Below are 15,288 nucleotides of genomic sequence, written 5' to 3' on the forward strand. Positions count from 1 at the left end.
AATTCACCTCCACTCTATAAAAAGTCCACACCCAACATCTCGTCCGGTATGTCATCTTTCGATTCTTTTTGATCCTTAAATAACAAATTGATCATGGTTGAAACTCCAACTACATCATGTTCAAATAAAAATTCATCTCGTGACATATTGAAATACCTTCTACACATCGTGTATAGGAAGTCCCAATCTACATCTAGCGTGCCTTCCTTGTTGCTAGTGCCGCTTTTGCTTTTTTTGCTGCTTCTTTTAGATCCGCCTGAAAGGCAATATCGAAAAAATCGTTATAGAACTTAACAACGCTTTTTGGAGTCGTATTTTCCATTACTTCTTCATAAGTCACATCTAGACCATTTGCTTTCATAACTGAAGTAGTAAATTTGGCCATTGCAGCATTGCTACCATTTTGTAACTCTTTATCAAATTCTGTTTGATTCATTCCAAATAAACTATCCATATAAATCCAAACTGCATTATTAACTTTATAATCACGTTCTTCACCTGTGATATCTGATTTGAATGATTTCAATGTATTATTAAAAATGTTACTCATCATTTGTTCCTCCTAATTTGAATTAAAAAAAAGAGGCCCTTAAAGGCCTCTTACTAATTATTAAAGCTGTGGATCTACTGCAGTTCCTGCAGTTAAACGACATAAATCTAAAGATGCTTTATCGTAAAAACCAAGTTCTAACAATTTGTTACGATCAAATACAGCTGCTACTTCAGGTTTACGTAAGTCAGCCTTAGCATAAATACTATTGTTAACATCATCATCCGAATCAGCTATAGCTGGTTGGTAAACTAAAGCATTTCCTACAACATTGTATGCTGTAACTTGTGCTTCTTTATTTTCTGTTTCAGTCGATGGGTTCAATCCGACTGGTTCTAATTGGCATTTAGGAACGTTTATAATAACTTCTTTACCATTTTCGTCAGTCATTGGGAATGCAAACCGGAAAAACTTGCGAATTGGATTAGAGTTATATCCATAAATACCTTCTGCCAATTTAACAGCCCCTGTTGACCATTCTGCAAAACCTTCAGGTAAATAAGCAGCATTTAATGTGATGGTTAAATCAGATACTTTTCCTAAATCAGAATGTTTTTTATTTGATAAAAATAAAGGATTAGACTCGTAAGTCATTTCTGTTTCTGCAGATTGAAGTGAAGGTACTACCTCTGTTCCTGTTTCTTCATCATAAACTGGTGCTTCCGTTTCCGTTTCTTCTGTAAGCATCTTCTGGAAATATCCATCACCTAAACCTGTCATTAACGTTTGTTTAACTGTTTTTACCATTGTAATTTCCCCTTTCAAATTAAATAGCCGATGATTAATTAATCACCGACTACAGTTCTTCTAATATCTTCGATTACTTCATTTTCCGATTGATCAGCTGCAGGTCTTAAATGTGGTTTGGGATAGTCTTTATAAGTTCCAATTTCATGAAAGTACAAATGGAGGTTAGGCCTTGGAGCCCATCCAATTAAACGATCATTACTTTCTTTCTCAAACATTATCCCTTCTAAACCAGCACCTGTTTTATTCAAACCTTTAGCTCTTGCAATTCCTTTGGCAGCATTAACTATTTTATTAGCCCCACTATCCATTGCTTGAGGAAGTCTTTCCACACGATTGATTGCTTCATTAATATCTTTATCCGGACCATCTTCACTACCAACAAGTTCGCCTTTAAATTTCATTTTCTCACTTCCAAAAAATAATGATAATTCGGATATCTTGTAGTGTTATTTTCGCTAATCACTTCTAACCAGTTAGTTGTAATCAATCCATTTTGTTCTAATTCAGATTCAATTTTAGATAACATAGTTTCCTCAGCTTCAACATCTATAGGAACGTCAGAAAAAACATCAATTTGATACCATATATTTTTTAACCCTTTTTTATTACTTAAACGAGTAGAATAATTATCTCCTAGCGTATAACGAATATACGGAAAAGTTTCAACGGATCCTGAACCATAAAAATATTTATAACCACTAGCTTTCAGAATTATATTAATTTCTTGCTTGAGTGTTATTGGACCCACCTTCTTTCGCTAAGAGCATTTCTAACTCGTCATTCGTAAAATCAGGAAACACTTTTAATATATCAAATAGTGTTTCTTTCTCGTTATTAAGAATAGCGGTCATACCTGAGTGAATATGCAAATTTAAAGGGATTAAAACTTGTCTCTCAAGTTCAATCCCTTTATTACCAAATTCAATTTTATCTTGACTGTGTATTCCTTTTAATCGAAAAAAATACCAGCCTAACTCTTTCAGTTCATATTGTCCTGGAATGACAGTATTGAATTCATCCTTTTTGTTGGTTTTCTCAACAATAGTGATAATTCCATCATTATAGGCATTTTGAATACGGTTATTGCGTAATTGTTTATGAAGCACTTGTATCACGCTCCATAGCCAATTTAAATCCAAATGAATTCAAATCTGGCAAGAAGTTTTGATAAAACAGCTCACTTGCATTTGCTCTTACATATCTAGCTCGATCAAATACAAGCATTTTCCCTGTTCTGTCTTTAGTAATATCAAAATCATCAGAATGTTCTATAACGTATTGATAAGCGTTCGTTAAATTATTTTTGAATACTTCATCAGATTCAACGCCTAATCCTGACTCTTTCACGTAAAGTTCTTTATACTCTTTTGTGATTTCAGCTGTGATAGGTACCAAAATACCACCTCACTATTCTTTAATTGGTTCTGTTCCAATATATTTCTCATCTTGTAAAAACTTGATACGTTCCGGAGCAACTTCTCTTTGAGTTGCTGGAAAGACTTTAAATTCTCCAGCCGCAGTATAGTGACGACCTTTCTTGTGTTCCCCTGTTTTTAGTTTGTCTTCTGTATCAAAGAAACCTTTTAACACTTTAAATTTTTCCATTTTAATATTCCTCCTCTTAAACTTCTGGGTCTTCTACAACAACAATAGGGTTAATAGTATCTTGTTTTACTAAAACTGCATCAGCTTCAGTTGCTGGGACAGTTACTCCTGTAATACTAGATAGATCCAATACGATAAACGCATTTGAGTTTTTAGCTACACCTGCAGCAAACATTTTAGCAATGTATAAATCCATGTCTTCAATCGCTAAGGTTTCTTTGTACAATTCAAGTTCTAAATCACCAGCAACAGCTAACAAGTAATTTTTTAAGTTACCTAATACTGCTTTACCTTCAGGAACTGCATAAGATTGAACAACGTTTTCTCCATTTGGTAATGGTAGTTTTGTCCAAGCACCTGTTTGAGTATTTTGGAAGAATAGGTTAGGGCTAACTTTTGTTTCATAAGTTACAGGGTTAACGACCATTGAAATTTGACCGTTGATCATTTTTTCTTTAGCTAAAAGTGCACGTGGGCCACCTAAAGATTTTGGTGTTAACTCAGTAATAGATACTGTTTCTTTTGCAGGGTACACACCATCAACAGCACCACTTAATTTACGCATCATACCGATTGGTTTTAACTTACCATCTCCGTTAACAACGCCTTCTTCTAAAGTAGCCGTCATTACTTCACGCAAGAAAGTTGTCACGTATTGAGCTAACCATGCTGGACCTAATTTGAAGTAACCTTTTGGCAATGCGATAAAACCACTTAATTTACTTGCTTGTAAATCTAATGTTTTAAAAGCACCAATAAGAATCTGACGAATATCAGCAGGAATTACATCCCAGTAAGCTGTTTGTTCAGAAGGATCACTGTAAATATACTTAATCACTGCTTCAGTATATTGATTGTCAATTTGTGATAGTAATGGGTGTTCTTGAGAGATATCTTCCATAAGCGTTTCAATAATAGTAGTTGGGAAAGTTTCATCTAATCCATCAACTTTTTGTTTTTCAACTGCTTCAGCAAAAAATTTCTTTTCCTTTGAAGTCAATTGGAAACGTTTAGCACGTTTACCCATGATAGATTCATCAGCACGTCCATTTTCGAATAACGCTACTTCTTCTTGAACACTTGCTTTCATTGTGTCCGCCAAAGCTACTGAATAGTTTTCAAAAGCTTCTTTCTGTTTTACTTCATCATCCATATTTAAAGCGGCATACATCGCTTGAGTAGCTAACTGTAATGTCTTGCTCTTTTTATCTTTTAATTCAATTGTCATTTGATTATCTCCTTTTATTTGGCATTAAAAAACTTTACAAATATTGGCTAAAAGCCTTCGTAAAGTTATCTAAAAACGTATTTGGTTTTTTTATTTCATCATTTTTTTCTGGTTCTTGAGCTTCTGGTTTAGTTTCAATTGGTTTATCATCATCTACCTTAGCCTTTGCTGCATACTTGCTTAAAAGACTAGCTACTAAGTTACTTTCAAAATCAATTTCAGGTTCGATAGTTTCTTGTACTACATCGTTGGCAAATCCAAGCTGTTCAGCTTCTTCTGCAGTTAACCATGATTCGTTATCCAATAACTCAATTAATTCTTCCTCGGTGCCTTTAAATCTTTCCATATAGACATTTCGATAAGATTGCTCAAGCGATTCTAAAGCTTTTGCTTCTCTTAACAAATCTGTACGGTTACCAAACACGCCGGACCAAGGATTATGGATCATGTAGGTGGTGCCTGTTTGCATTACTAAAGTTTGACCACATAATGCAATTATTGAAGCAGAACTTGCTGCAATACCATCAATCACTACATCTATTTTTTCAAAATTATTCATTAAGAAATTACGAATAGCAACACCTTCAGTAGCATCGCCACCATAGGAATTAATATGAACTGTCACTTGATCTTTACTCATACCGTTGACAGTGAATTTCACATCATCTAAAGTAACTCCATTCCAATAATCACCAATATCACCATAAAGATAAAGTTTATTACTATCTGTAGTAACATTTGCTTTAATAGGATTTTCAACCATCATTTTTGCTAACTTTTTATTCAGTATTCTCACCCCCTCTCAGTTTTTCCATGTTTTTGGTCATGTAAAAATCATCCATCCCAGGTTTATCTATTCGTTCATACCCTCCAGCTTCACGTACATCATTCGGTGTAAATGTACTTGATCCTACAAGTTTTTCTGCAGGACCTCCAATATCAAAAATACTTATATAACGAAGCTTGACTATGGATGGGTTTAAACAACTACCTTTCATGAAATCAACTTCCTCAAAAAACTTACGGTTAATTTCATCAGTAATTTTTTCAACCATTGGCTGAATGACGTTTGAAATGTAATCATCTTTATGGTGGCTTGTGTCAGACATGTCACCATAAATTAAAGCTGGATGTATCCCAACAGCTTCAAGTACAGTATTCAAATATTCGTTAGAAACTTTGTTTAATTCATCAACTTGACTGCGAGTATTTTGTTCTCGACTTAGTTCTGTATACTCCATTCCATCTTGTACTGGAACAATTGCCTCTGAATTATTACTAAAAGATTTAAATATTTTATCTACAAATGTTTGTAAATAATCTTGTGCTTTTGCATTCTTCGCTAAATTACCTGTTAATTTTGCTGTGCCTCGAATTTGATTAGTACGCATAGCCACTTGAACTAAACGGTTAAATAACATTCCGTATGAGTCATCTAAATTCTTTAAAAGTGTTTTAATTTTAGTGTTGTTATAATTCAATCGAATTACTTTACTTTCAAAAAATGATTTATCAAATTCAAAGTCATCTTTTACTACTTTCGTATAGACGTTCTCTTTCAAAACATACTTTGTTACTTCAAAATCATCCGCAATAATAAATTGATCATCACTAGTCACGACAATTAAAACTTCTGTATCTTCAAATAATTTCCGGACAACTTCCTCCCAAAAATCAGTTGCATTTTGATTAATATTTGGTTGGACATTTAAGTGATAGTAAAGTGAATCAGGTTTATATTTCCCTTTTTCATATGTTTTCCAGTTAACCAATGACAGACTTCGTGCAATCCGTCCAACTACAACATCTATAGCTCGTTGCTTCATCAATGTAGTGTTGTAGTCATCATGAAGAAGAGATATTTCTTTAATGATATTGGCATCAGGGTTACGACTAAAATAATTAAAAACTCCTATTTTTCTCACCTTCTTTCATGGTATAAAAATAGCCGATACCATTTGGTAGCGACTTTCTTACTTAAATGTAAATTTAATATTTTCAAATTTCTTATAGGCATCAAAGTAAATTTCTTCTTTGTCGCCGTTGTAAGTCAATTCGTAGTACATACCATCACTTATTGGTGTACTTAATAACGCTTTGTTATTCTTTAATACTTTAGTACTCCAAACCACATAAACATCCTCTGGATTAATAACTTTATTGTCAGTTACATCTAAATGATTATTAGTATATTCAGCAACAATTTTTTTACATTTTTCAATAAATTCTTGTGAATCCATCTTTTCCCCACCTTATAATTTATTTAAATTAAATAATCTCTTTCTAATCTTCAACTATGATACTTGCAAGAAAAGGTTGTGGCCTGCCAATATCCATATAATTACCAAAAATACTTATGATATGCCATAACTGATCACGGTAATAACCATCTTTGGTTAATTTCAACTCAAATGGCCATTCTTTGTGATTAGGATTATACTTTTTGAGCATATCTTGCATTTCATAATGATGTGCTTCAAGAATAGTTTTGCCAAAATCCGTTAATTTAACTTTCACTGTTTGATTAACATTTAGTTCCATAATAACAACACCTTCACTAAAAATTAATGTCTCCAATAATAAACTCTTCTTGTTCATCTAATTCGTTAGCACGATACAGTGCATGTACCAAAGATTGAAAACCATCAGTTTTACGTTTTACTTCTTCTTTTTTAAGGAATACTTTTCCCGCTGACGTTTCCTTTACAAACACATTATTTGTATACCAACGCATTAAAGGATTGTCTCCAAATCTAAATTTATGATTTGCAAACCCATCTTCAATACGTGGAGCCATTAATGGATGAATCGATTGAGGTCTTTTAATTGGATCAACAATAAATCCTTCACGCTCCAGGAGCGGTCTTAAGATATCTAACTTAAAATTATCGGCTACTATTTTTTCAACTCCATATAATTCTCTAGCTTTTATAAACCAATTAACTACATGCATTGGATCTAGTGATGGTTCATCAATAACTTTCATTAATCCTTGTTTTTCCCATTCTTTAATAGGGGCTTTTTTACCCCCACCATTAGAATTAGAACTATTAGAATAACCATAATGCACATCGACAAAATGTTTTATGGCAAAACTGAACGTTTCAAATGAATATTCATCACCGTACTTAAACAAAAGTCCACATGCTGCAAAATCTCGAACACTACCAAAGTCTAAAGATCCAATAGGTGTAAGACCTTCTAAATCAAAGAACGGTCTATTGGTAGCCATAATTTCATCTTTACTGGCCACACTATGCTCTTGGTCGCCTTCAATGTAGTTCATTCTTTTAGTAACAAAGGCTGCACGTTTAGATGGTTCAAAAACAAGTTCTGTATATTCACTTTTAACTTTTCTTAATAATCTTCTACCTCGAGGAGTTAGAGGATTGCTAAATGCTGGATTAGCTTTTTCCCAATTAGTAGGGTCATCCATTTCTTCAATGGTGTCCAGTTCACAAATAAATGGAAATATTCCATTAAATTCTTCTTCTCCATTTAGGATAGCTTCACAACGATTATATTTACTGTCAAAGTAACCACCACGAACAAACCCTTTTGTTCCTATAAAAAATTGTCTACCCCATTGTGTTTTACCTAAACCACCAGATAGTACATCAACAATGTCTGAGTTTTCCATCTCATGAAATTCATCATAAATAACAGCTCCTTCACGTCCACCATCCAGTGTGCTTGAATTAGCTGCTACAAATAAAATTTCTGATTGTGTCTCTAAACTAGTAATACGAGATTTGTAAGCTTCAAATTCTCCAGGTACTCCATCATAATCTTCAGGAGGATGTGCATTTAAAGTTTCATGCCCTTTTTTTGTAATAACCAATCGTACATCTTTAGCAGAACGTTTAGCTTGTCTTTCAGAGTTAGCCGCTAGAGTGATATCGTATGCTTCTACGCCATGTAAGGAACTGATAAAGTAATGGGACAAAGTGGAAATAAAACCATTCTTTCCGGCTCCACGTCCTAATATAATAACAAATTCATCAAAAACTACTTCGTTATACTCTTTATCGAATAGAAATATAAACGGAACTAAAAACTTTTCCCATTCGTCTAAATCAAAATACCAATTTTCACTAAACTCTATATAATCAGTAATTTGTTGCTCGTCAAAATAATAAATATCATCCCTAGGCAGGATTTCTCTTTCTAAAAATTCTAACAACTTAACCCTTTTTTCATTTAATAATATTTCATTATTTTTATATCGCTCAATGTAAGATTCGATATATTCATTTTTTAACATTATTTTTTCAATAACCTATTTCGAGCTGGAGGTTTTCCATCATTTCTAGGTAGTAATTCAGTTAGTTGTCCGATAATCTCTTTAAAAGTTTTATCTCTATTGTCGTAGTTTTCTACGATTGGCCTTTTTCGATCATAAGGAAGTTGACTTTCTGATTGACTAAACTTTTCGTACTCGCCATTTTCAAGAATATCTTTCCAATTATCATCAAGAAGAACTTTAAGTCTAGCAGCTTGTGTAATAAGCCCTGTGACTAATCTTTTTTTCTTCTCCGGAATTTCATCAAATATTTCATATAGTCTTTTTTCTTCACTACTAACTAATTTTTCCAAAATTTCTACTCGATCATTCAACAAATAGAAAGGACTGATTTTCAAAGCTTTAGCAATCTTATTAATAACTTCTAAACTAGGCGACTTAGAGCCATTTTCAATAGCTTTGTAGTACGAATAAGAAACTCCTGTCATTTCAGAAACTTCTTTTTTGTTTAATCTTTTTTCTTCTCTTATTTTTTTTAAGCGAGTTCCAACTTCTAGTTTCAATTATTCATCAACTCCTTTCCATCGTTTTCCAAAAGGCCGGTACCTAGGGGGGAGGGGGGTAAATAAAACATGGTTTAGTCATTTAATTGACCCCATCCCGCTGTTGCGTTAAAAAAGTTATTTCGCAAATTTTTTAAAGGGGGTATTCAATCAAAAAAGTTTCTAATTCTTTCTTTTCTTTAGTGATTAAATCTAATTTAGTTTTATTTCTTAACAAAGCATTTTCCAATTCCACCTTATTTTTCTGGAAACTTTCTTCTGATTCATTAACAAGTTGAAGGCGATACTCAATTGTCTTCCTAACTGATTCATTCATTCTCCATCCTCCTATTGTTTGTTAATACCATTCATCTTCAATCCATTTGTTCTCTTTCTTTTTACCTTTAAACATACGATCATGTCTTACTTCATGATGATAGAAACAAAGCGTACGCAAGTTGCTTGGTTCAAGTGCCAACTCTGGATGAGTTTCAAGTTCTTTAATATGGTCCACTATCAATGTCGTATCTTCTTTAGATGTTACGATTCCTTTTTGTTTACACCATTGACACTCATAGTTATCACGTTTAATTATTTCAAGTCTTAACCTTCGCCACGTGCTTGCGTTATAAAACTTATCTCTATCTTCTTTAGTCAGTACGTTAAGCAATAGGCTATCACCAACTCTCACGATAATTTCTTTGTTTATTATTTTGTACAAAAAAAGCACCCACAATTAAGTGTATGCTTTTTACCAATATAGCTTTTGCAACTCGCACCATGTGCATGTCAGTCGCTTAATTAACTTGAAGAAAGACGTAACGAACAATAAAATTAGTTTAATGTGACTTCCTACGCTTTCTTCACACTAGAATCATACAACACTTTTTATAGAGAACTCGTGCAAACTCGTGCAACATTATGAATCTACTTGTATTTTTTTATTCTTCAGTAATTGTTTATTAAACTCATCCGCTATTTCATTACGCCACCTATACAATGTACTAGCATCTACATTCAACTTAGCAGCACAACGCTTTGGATGTCCTCTATAAGGTCCTTTCCTGTTTATGTAGAACTCCTTCATAGCTTCTTGTAAGTGTTCAGGTAGTGCTGCATAAGTCCTTTCAATTGCTTGGCCTATATTAACGTATTTGTTTAAATCCTCATTCTCATCAATTTTGATAAGCGTGCTCAATAACTTATCGTTATCTCCTCCAGAAGATTTTCCTCCACCCACATTATTATCAGCTAGTTGATAAGGATAACGAATAGATAACTCTAATTGCTTAGCCTCTTTTAAATACCATTTATACTTGGATAGCTTTACTTCAAGCTCTTTAAACTTATCAGACAAATAGGTCACCTCTTGTTTTTTAATTTAGTAAACTGTTCTTGATTCATCAATATCCCTGAGACGTGTTGCTTATCTGCAAATGCTTTGTGCCCTATTGATTCTGCTTCTTGATAGTGATCCTTGCACAAGCACATCAACTCATGTCTTCCTTGTACCTTCTTAGCTCCTGTAGTATTCATTGGATAAACCATGCCTGTTTGCCAACAGACAGCGCACTTTCTTTTATATAAACATTTAATCAATTGATGCTTAAGGTCCTCAGCTAATTCAATTGGTGGATCAGATAAAGGTACGCCATACTCTAAACAGAAATCTAAAAGAAATGTAATGAACTCACTTGCTATAGTTACTGTACAGTCACCAGTTAACTCACTGGTGCTGAACTCATCAATTCCTTTCGATTTACAAAATATTAATTTCATATCTTCTTTGATAGATTCAATGTCATATGCATTTCTTCCGCCACCTGAACTCTTCACTATATCGCTTAATATGGCATGTATCTTCTTTCTTTGCTGAGCTGTGATGATTCGGTTATCAAACAAGGTAAACTCCCCGTACAGCTCTCCTTTGCTATTTGTATAACGTTCTAACTGATAACCGATAATTGGTTCATCTAACGTAATCAATAGTTGTTGCTGACCTTCTTTATTAAATACAGTACCCGTTACCTTTGATAATATGTTCGTTGCATTCTCTACTTTTGTTTCCATTCGTTACACCTCACTTTAAAAAGGTAAATCATCATCACTGACATCAATAGGTTGTCCTGTCCGTTCAAATGGATCATAGTTATTTGATGAATCATTATTTGGTGATTGATGTGTGCTAGGCTCATCCCCGTAGTTATAGTTGCTAGACTGTTCATTTCTAGTATTGCTGCTAGATTGATTATTATTGTACTGATTACTATTATCTTTGTTCGAGTCTTTACTTTTCGGTTCTAATAAAGAGAATGATTCTACAATCACTTCAGTTACATATATCCTTTGGCCTTGCTGATTATCATAACTTCTTGTTTGAATCCTACCTTCAATACCAACCAATGCGCCTTTACGTGTGAAATTAGCCATACTTTCAGCTGATTTACGCCATATAACACAATTGATGAAGTCAGCATCACGTTTACCTACTTGATTTGTAAAAGATCTATTTACAGCGATAGAGAATGTTGCTACCGCTGTACCATTGGATGTGTACTTTAAATCAAGGTCTTTTGTTAATCTTCCGACCAGCACTACATTATTGATCATTTACCAAACCAACCTTTCAACTTGCCTTTTAACTTATTCCATTTACTAGGTTCTTTTACTATAGAATTTACAGCACTTTTTAATTGCTCTTCTGTTGAAAATGCTGTGGATGAATAAGTTAATCCTTTAACAGTAGTTTTAATTTCACGGTGACTTTCCGGTGTAACCAGATGAATATTACTAACATCAAAAGTTTCTGCATTTAATACCCCTGTGGTGATTCTTTCTTTAGTACCTAATATATTTTTATCTAGATTATCAATACTATCTGTATCTAATTGTAAATTATCTAACTCAGCAATATGTTTGAAATACGTTTCTGGTTCCTCTTTTGGCATCTTGCCATGTCCTGCAGACAAAATGCTCCCTGTTTCATCTGAATTAAAAAAAGTATGATTAGCTTCGTGATTTTCCAAAGAGTATCTTAGTGAGTCGATTGAATCAACTGATTCCATTGCATCAATTAAATTCATAAACTGATGAACAATGACATTATCTGCATATAAGCTCACTATTTCCCCATTAATTATCTTAGTGCCCTCTAAAAAAAATATTCCATTCTTGATTTTTAAATTAGTCTTCAATGAGTTCAAATCTTTTGGTCCACATTTTAAAAGGTAATCATATTCAAATTGAGTTAATACTTCCTTTTTACTTTGCAGCTTATCCATAATACGTTTATTAATCTTATTCTTTATACGTTTATTCATTCATCTTCACTCCATCCGTTATCTTTTTTTAATAGATCTAACTCAAATTTATAGCCATTAGCTGTATTCTGCCATTCCACCAAGTCACCTTTAACATCCTCGATTTCTTTCTTAGCAGCATCAATATTCTTTTGTTTTTGTTCGATTTTGTATTCATTAACAGTATTAACGAATTCCAAACGTGCATTATCAACCAGCAGATAGATTAAACCGATGAGCATGCCTATTACTATGAGCGCTGGTACTGCTGTAATCAGTATATTTTCTATTTTTAATCTCATGATTTATCCGGAACCTCCTCTGTTTAATAAACTATAAATATTTCGCAATCATTGCTTGATGAATACTTTCAGCAAAGTTAACTGCTATTGTGTCCTCAAATGCTCTATCATCTGAGTTTAATAAATCTAATAACATATCTTCTTGTAGCCTTTTCCATTCTTCATTATCAGCATCTTGTTCTGAAATCCCGAACTTACTGAGAATAATTACAGTTGCTTTTTTTGAGACGTTATTTAAATTGATCGTTCTTGAAGCTTCTAAACTCATTCAGCATCTTCCTCCAATTCAGCAACTCTGTGTCTTACTTCAGCAAACATAGATCCTAATTGCATTAAAGCTCGGACTGGATCTTGTTCAATAGAAATCTCCCATTGTTTCAAACATTTTTCTGAAAATTCTTTTTCTGTTTCTTCTCCAGTAAATTGAACAAATTCCATTTATTTGTCCTCCTGTGCTTTTATAAAATTATTAGCAAAACTCAATTGCTGATGTATATAAGGATCATCATGTTTACCACCAGTCGAAAGCCAATCTCCACACCGTTGATTGATGTCTTTTAAAACTGGTAATGGTAATAAGTGTGAAATTGATGCTAGTTCATCCATTGCTGACATCTGAATCACTCCAATTTATTTTTTGTATTCCCATTCAAATCCATAACTGGTCTTTTGTTTCTTTCTAGCACCTGCAGCAATCCCACTTGGATGTACTCCTAATGCTTTACCAGCGTCTTTAACAGATGCGAATTCATTGATGACTACACCATTCTTAATTTGCAAAATACTTTTGCTTGTATGATGATTAATTTTCTTCATATTTTTAATTTCTGGAAACTCATCACCTGCGTACTTCCATCTGTAACCTAAAGAAGAATCTGTTTTTTTTCTTAAGCAATGAGGTATGCCAGAATGCGCAATATTGAAATGCTTATTAGCTTCTGCAATTGAATCAAAAGAATTAATATAAACGCCATCCATAGTCCATTGTTCTATTCGTCTTTTTGGTGTTCTAATTCTCTTTTTCTTAGGTGCAGCATTTGGGTCAACTTCTTTTTTAGGTATATTACGGTATCTCTTTAACACTTGTTTAGTTACTTTTACTTGATGGCCATCTTTTACCATATCTTTGAATTTAACTACGGTACGTTCTCTTTTGCTGATTTCTACTACAGCACTATGATCATAAATAATTTCTATTCTTGCTTTGAATATTCCTTTTGCTTGTGTCTGACATTCAACTACATCACCAACGGTTACATTTGCTACATCAATATTTCTATCGCTGTATGTTTGAGTGTTAGTCACTCTGCACCCTCCTTTAAGTATCCGAGTTGTTTCGCGTATTTTTGAACTTCTTGCATCATCCCTACTGAATATCCCCAATGAGTACAATACAATCCGCTATACCCATTATTTCCATTGGTATATTTACCAGTACGTATAAATTCGCTAAAATCCAATACCAATGCATTTAAAGTTCCACCATGACTGAATCCTTTTTCAAGATGCTTATAGCTATATGCATAAAGAACATCTTTCGTGTACTCGTCTACATAATAAATTCGATTATTGATAATCTTGAAATACCCATATTGACCATCTGGTTCATAATAGAAAAATTTCCTTCCAACTGAGCCGATATTTTTAATTATCTTATTAATAATTTCAACCCTTTCTTCTTTTGTTGAATCCATGATTTATTCCTCCTAACCAACAAGTAATTTGTATTCTTCGCCATTAGACAAGAAATAAACATCATTAACTAAATCTGTCTTATTCATTTCTTCAAGTGTTTCATCAACTTCTTCAAGAAGACTTTCCATAGATCCATACATACCTATGAATTGCTTACCACCCTTTACCTTTGCAAAAACAAAAATTTCTTTCACAATAATTCCTCCTAGTCATCAATTAATAGTGGACCACTTAGCATGTTTGTATAACTTAATTTCAGCTTTTGGTGTGATTCTAAAATAATCTATTGATCCAAATTCATTTTTTGCATCCATTTGAAGCTCATCTTCAATTGGATAAGATGTTACTGGAGTATAAGCATTAAGTATTAAGTAGTCTTCCAGTGTTTCCTTCATTTCTTTCTGTTTAAGTACCATCTGACTAGCTCCTTTTAAGTTAGTGTTTACTTCAATTCATTCTTGTTAGATTTATAAAGAAAATTGATGATGCCACTTTCAAACTTCACTCTAAATTCTTGAATGTCGCTTTCTTTTAAATGTTTCCGGCCATAGAGCTCTTTCATGTCTCTCCAATTTACCCAAGGTATGCGGTAGAAGTTTTTAAAGTTGAAACTGACCAGGATGAAGCAGACGGCTCCGAACTTGTCATAGCTTCTTAAGCTATTAATCTGTTCTGTAGATAATCGACCATAAGGCATTGTTTCTGTATTCGTGTGTTTTGCTTCAAACATGACTGATTTACCGCCCATCAGTATGCCTTTATAATCTGCTTGCGCTTGTTTTATAAAGACTGCGATAAATTTCCCTGGTTGACCTGGCATTGATTTTAGAGGTTTCATTGGTTCTGGAGTCTTTTGTATATCAGCTACTCCAATTCGTTTATAATAGGCTACTGTTGCATCAATATATGATTCGAATGCTGCACCTGTTGCTTTTGATTTTCTCCCTTGTGCTACTCGTTTAGGACTTTTGACTTTAGTTAATGCTGCATGGGCCGTTGGATCCGGATAATGTTTTGCGTTAAATTTATCTATACTCATATGTGCTCCACCCTTAAGAATATTAGTTGTTGTTG

At 33.4% G+C, this 15,288-nt stretch carries 30 protein-coding genes; all 30 read right to left on the reverse strand.

Translation table 11 applies throughout. The features are described from left to right. Positions 1-14: 14 nt before the first annotated feature. The gene (locus BLT48_RS14310) at positions 15-146 is read right to left on the reverse strand and encodes a hypothetical protein (RefSeq protein WP_267462123.1); all 132 of its coding nucleotides are present in this window, start codon (positions 144-146) and stop codon (positions 15-17) included. A gap of 47 nt (positions 147-193) precedes the next feature. Further along, positions 194-550, reverse strand: coding sequence for a hypothetical protein (locus tag BLT48_RS05630; protein WP_089976034.1), 357 nt, complete (start codon positions 548-550; stop codon positions 194-196). A gap of 60 nt (positions 551-610) precedes the next feature. Then, positions 611-1,297, reverse strand: a complete 687-nt coding sequence (locus tag BLT48_RS05635; protein WP_089976036.1) for a major tail protein — start codon at positions 1,295-1,297, stop codon at positions 611-613. 38 nt (positions 1,298-1,335) lie between these two features. Next, positions 1,336-1,701, reverse strand: coding sequence for a hypothetical protein (locus BLT48_RS05640; RefSeq protein WP_089976038.1), 366 nt, complete (start codon positions 1,699-1,701; stop codon positions 1,336-1,338). Next, on the reverse strand, positions 1,698-2,048 hold the full coding sequence (locus BLT48_RS05645; protein ID WP_089976040.1) for a hypothetical protein: 351 nt from the start codon (positions 2,046-2,048) through the stop codon (positions 1,698-1,700). Before BLT48_RS05645 ends, BLT48_RS05640 begins: the two co-directional genes overlap by 4 nt. After that, a complete protein-coding gene (locus BLT48_RS05650; RefSeq protein WP_089976042.1) occupies positions 2,017-2,406 on the reverse strand; it encodes a hypothetical protein in 390 nt (129 codons plus the stop codon). The genes BLT48_RS05645 and BLT48_RS05650 overlap by 32 nt, the downstream gene beginning before the upstream one ends. Beyond that, entirely contained in the window at positions 2,396-2,695 is a 300-nt protein-coding gene (locus BLT48_RS05655) for a hypothetical protein (protein WP_089976043.1), read from the reverse strand. The genes BLT48_RS05650 and BLT48_RS05655 overlap by 11 nt, the downstream gene beginning before the upstream one ends. Positions 2,696-2,707: 12 nt before the next feature. Further along, positions 2,708-2,905, reverse strand: coding sequence for a hypothetical protein (locus BLT48_RS05660; protein ID WP_089976047.1), 198 nt, complete (start codon positions 2,903-2,905; stop codon positions 2,708-2,710). A gap of 16 nt (positions 2,906-2,921) precedes the next feature. After that, positions 2,922-4,133: a phage major capsid protein gene (locus tag BLT48_RS05665; RefSeq protein WP_089976049.1), complete on the reverse strand. Its 1,212-nt coding sequence runs from the start codon at positions 4,131-4,133 to the stop codon at positions 2,922-2,924. 34 nt (positions 4,134-4,167) lie between these two features. After that, positions 4,168-4,929, reverse strand: coding sequence for a head maturation protease, ClpP-related (locus BLT48_RS05670; protein WP_143019104.1), 762 nt, complete (start codon positions 4,927-4,929; stop codon positions 4,168-4,170). Then, positions 4,913-6,058, reverse strand: coding sequence for a phage portal protein (locus tag BLT48_RS05675; protein ID WP_089976055.1), 1,146 nt, complete (start codon positions 6,056-6,058; stop codon positions 4,913-4,915). Before BLT48_RS05675 ends, BLT48_RS05670 begins: the two co-directional genes overlap by 17 nt. Before the next feature lie 48 nt (positions 6,059-6,106). Continuing rightward, positions 6,107-6,373 carry a DUF6275 family protein gene (locus tag BLT48_RS05680; protein WP_089976056.1) on the reverse strand — a complete coding sequence of 89 codons (267 nt, stop codon included), beginning with the start codon at positions 6,371-6,373 and terminating at the stop codon, positions 6,107-6,109. Between the two features lie 43 nt (positions 6,374-6,416). After that, entirely contained in the window at positions 6,417-6,710 is a 294-nt protein-coding gene (locus tag BLT48_RS05685; protein WP_089976059.1) for a hypothetical protein, read from the reverse strand. Further along, positions 6,691-8,397: a terminase TerL endonuclease subunit gene (locus BLT48_RS05690; RefSeq protein ID WP_089976062.1), complete on the reverse strand. Its 1,707-nt coding sequence runs from the start codon at positions 8,395-8,397 to the stop codon at positions 6,691-6,693. The genes BLT48_RS05685 and BLT48_RS05690 overlap by 20 nt, the downstream gene beginning before the upstream one ends. Next, positions 8,397-8,939, reverse strand: coding sequence for a helix-turn-helix domain-containing protein (locus tag BLT48_RS05695; RefSeq protein WP_089976065.1), 543 nt, complete (start codon positions 8,937-8,939; stop codon positions 8,397-8,399). The genes BLT48_RS05690 and BLT48_RS05695 overlap by 1 nt, the downstream gene beginning before the upstream one ends. 133 nt (positions 8,940-9,072) lie before the next feature. Continuing rightward, complete coding sequence (locus BLT48_RS05700; protein ID WP_089976068.1) at positions 9,073-9,255, reverse strand: hypothetical protein; 183 nt, start codon at positions 9,253-9,255, stop codon at positions 9,073-9,075. A 21-nt stretch (positions 9,256-9,276) separates the two neighbouring features. Continuing rightward, positions 9,277-9,609, reverse strand: coding sequence for an HNH endonuclease (locus BLT48_RS05705; RefSeq protein WP_439328933.1), 333 nt, complete (start codon positions 9,607-9,609; stop codon positions 9,277-9,279). Between the two features lie 228 nt (positions 9,610-9,837). After that, positions 9,838-10,275, reverse strand: coding sequence for a hypothetical protein (locus tag BLT48_RS05710; protein ID WP_176944081.1), 438 nt, complete (start codon positions 10,273-10,275; stop codon positions 9,838-9,840). Between the two features lie 5 nt (positions 10,276-10,280). Further along, the gene (locus BLT48_RS05715; protein WP_089976075.1) at positions 10,281-10,988 is read right to left on the reverse strand and encodes a putative HNHc nuclease; all 708 of its coding nucleotides are present in this window, start codon (positions 10,986-10,988) and stop codon (positions 10,281-10,283) included. 15 nt (positions 10,989-11,003) lie between these two features. After that, complete coding sequence (gene ssb, locus BLT48_RS05720; RefSeq protein WP_089976078.1) at positions 11,004-11,528, reverse strand: single-stranded DNA-binding protein; 525 nt, start codon at positions 11,526-11,528, stop codon at positions 11,004-11,006. Then, a complete protein-coding gene (locus BLT48_RS05725; RefSeq protein ID WP_089976081.1) occupies positions 11,525-12,238 on the reverse strand; it encodes a hypothetical protein in 714 nt (237 codons plus the stop codon). Before BLT48_RS05725 ends, ssb begins: the two co-directional genes overlap by 4 nt. Then, positions 12,235-12,519 carry a hypothetical protein gene (locus BLT48_RS05730; RefSeq protein ID WP_089976084.1) on the reverse strand — a complete coding sequence of 95 codons (285 nt, stop codon included), beginning with the start codon at positions 12,517-12,519 and terminating at the stop codon, positions 12,235-12,237. The genes BLT48_RS05725 and BLT48_RS05730 overlap by 4 nt, the downstream gene beginning before the upstream one ends. A 31-nt stretch (positions 12,520-12,550) precedes the next feature. Beyond that, positions 12,551-12,787, reverse strand: coding sequence for a hypothetical protein (locus BLT48_RS05735; protein ID WP_089976086.1), 237 nt, complete (start codon positions 12,785-12,787; stop codon positions 12,551-12,553). Continuing rightward, positions 12,784-12,957: a hypothetical protein gene (locus BLT48_RS13835; RefSeq protein ID WP_176944082.1), complete on the reverse strand. Its 174-nt coding sequence runs from the start codon at positions 12,955-12,957 to the stop codon at positions 12,784-12,786. The genes BLT48_RS05735 and BLT48_RS13835 overlap by 4 nt, the downstream gene beginning before the upstream one ends. Further along, the gene (locus BLT48_RS13840; protein ID WP_176944083.1) at positions 12,958-13,134 is read right to left on the reverse strand and encodes a DUF6877 family protein; all 177 of its coding nucleotides are present in this window, start codon (positions 13,132-13,134) and stop codon (positions 12,958-12,960) included. A 15-nt stretch (positions 13,135-13,149) separates the two neighbouring features. Beyond that, entirely contained in the window at positions 13,150-13,824 is a 675-nt protein-coding gene (locus BLT48_RS05740) for an NUMOD1 domain-containing DNA-binding protein (RefSeq protein ID WP_089976089.1), read from the reverse strand. Then, a complete protein-coding gene (locus BLT48_RS05745) occupies positions 13,821-14,213 on the reverse strand; it encodes a YoqU family phage-derived protein (protein WP_089976092.1) in 393 nt (130 codons plus the stop codon). The genes BLT48_RS05740 and BLT48_RS05745 overlap by 4 nt, the downstream gene beginning before the upstream one ends. A gap of 12 nt (positions 14,214-14,225) precedes the next feature. Beyond that, complete coding sequence (locus BLT48_RS05750; protein ID WP_089976095.1) at positions 14,226-14,408, reverse strand: hypothetical protein; 183 nt, start codon at positions 14,406-14,408, stop codon at positions 14,226-14,228. Between the two features lie 18 nt (positions 14,409-14,426). After that, entirely contained in the window at positions 14,427-14,630 is a 204-nt protein-coding gene (locus BLT48_RS05755; RefSeq protein WP_089976099.1) for a hypothetical protein, read from the reverse strand. 26 nt (positions 14,631-14,656) lie between these two features. Next, entirely contained in the window at positions 14,657-15,253 is a 597-nt protein-coding gene (locus BLT48_RS05760; protein WP_089976102.1) for a Holliday junction resolvase RecU, read from the reverse strand. Between the last annotated feature and the right edge of the window lie 35 nt (positions 15,254-15,288).

This window comes from Carnobacterium viridans (assembly GCF_900102725.1).
Classification (GTDB): domain Bacteria; phylum Bacillota; class Bacilli; order Lactobacillales; family Carnobacteriaceae; genus Carnobacterium_B; species Carnobacterium_B viridans.

Coding starts and splice junctions, on each gene's coding strand:
- BLT48_RS14310 (WP_267462123.1), bottom strand. CDS start 146: ATGTCACGAGATGAATTTTTATTTGAACATGATGTAGTTGGAGTTTCA.
- BLT48_RS05630 (WP_089976034.1), bottom strand. CDS start 550: ATGAGTAACATTTTTAATAATACATTGAAATCATTCAAATCAGATATC.
- BLT48_RS05635 (WP_089976036.1), bottom strand. CDS start 1,297: ATGGTAAAAACAGTTAAACAAACGTTAATGACAGGTTTAGGTGATGGA.
- BLT48_RS05640 (WP_089976038.1), bottom strand. CDS start 1,701: ATGAAATTTAAAGGCGAACTTGTTGGTAGTGAAGATGGTCCGGATAAA.
- BLT48_RS05660 (WP_089976047.1), bottom strand. CDS start 2,905: ATGGAAAAATTTAAAGTGTTAAAAGGTTTCTTTGATACAGAAGACAAA.
- BLT48_RS05665 (WP_089976049.1), bottom strand. CDS start 4,133: ATGACAATTGAATTAAAAGATAAAAAGAGCAAGACATTACAGTTAGCT.
- BLT48_RS05680 (WP_089976056.1), bottom strand. CDS start 6,373: ATGGATTCACAAGAATTTATTGAAAAATGTAAAAAAATTGTTGCTGAA.
- BLT48_RS05690 (WP_089976062.1), bottom strand. CDS start 8,397: ATGTTAAAAAATGAATATATCGAATCTTACATTGAGCGATATAAAAAT.
- BLT48_RS05700 (WP_089976068.1), bottom strand. CDS start 9,255: ATGAATGAATCAGTTAGGAAGACAATTGAGTATCGCCTTCAACTTGTT.
- BLT48_RS05715 (WP_089976075.1), bottom strand. CDS start 10,988: ATGGAAACAAAAGTAGAGAATGCAACGAACATATTATCAAAGGTAACG.
- ssb (WP_089976078.1), bottom strand. CDS start 11,528: ATGATCAATAATGTAGTGCTGGTCGGAAGATTAACAAAAGACCTTGAT.
- BLT48_RS05725 (WP_089976081.1), bottom strand. CDS start 12,238: ATGAATAAACGTATAAAGAATAAGATTAATAAACGTATTATGGATAAG.
- BLT48_RS05730 (WP_089976084.1), bottom strand. CDS start 12,519: ATGAGATTAAAAATAGAAAATATACTGATTACAGCAGTACCAGCGCTC.
- BLT48_RS05735 (WP_089976086.1), bottom strand. CDS start 12,787: ATGAGTTTAGAAGCTTCAAGAACGATCAATTTAAATAACGTCTCAAAA.
- BLT48_RS13835 (WP_176944082.1), bottom strand. CDS start 12,957: ATGGAATTTGTTCAATTTACTGGAGAAGAAACAGAAAAAGAATTTTCA.
- BLT48_RS13840 (WP_176944083.1), bottom strand. CDS start 13,134: ATGTCAGCAATGGATGAACTAGCATCAATTTCACACTTATTACCATTA.
- BLT48_RS05745 (WP_089976092.1), bottom strand. CDS start 14,213: ATGGATTCAACAAAAGAAGAAAGGGTTGAAATTATTAATAAGATAATT.
- BLT48_RS05755 (WP_089976099.1), bottom strand. CDS start 14,630: ATGGTACTTAAACAGAAAGAAATGAAGGAAACACTGGAAGACTACTTA.
- BLT48_RS05760 (WP_089976102.1), bottom strand. CDS start 15,253: ATGAGTATAGATAAATTTAACGCAAAACATTATCCGGATCCAACGGCC.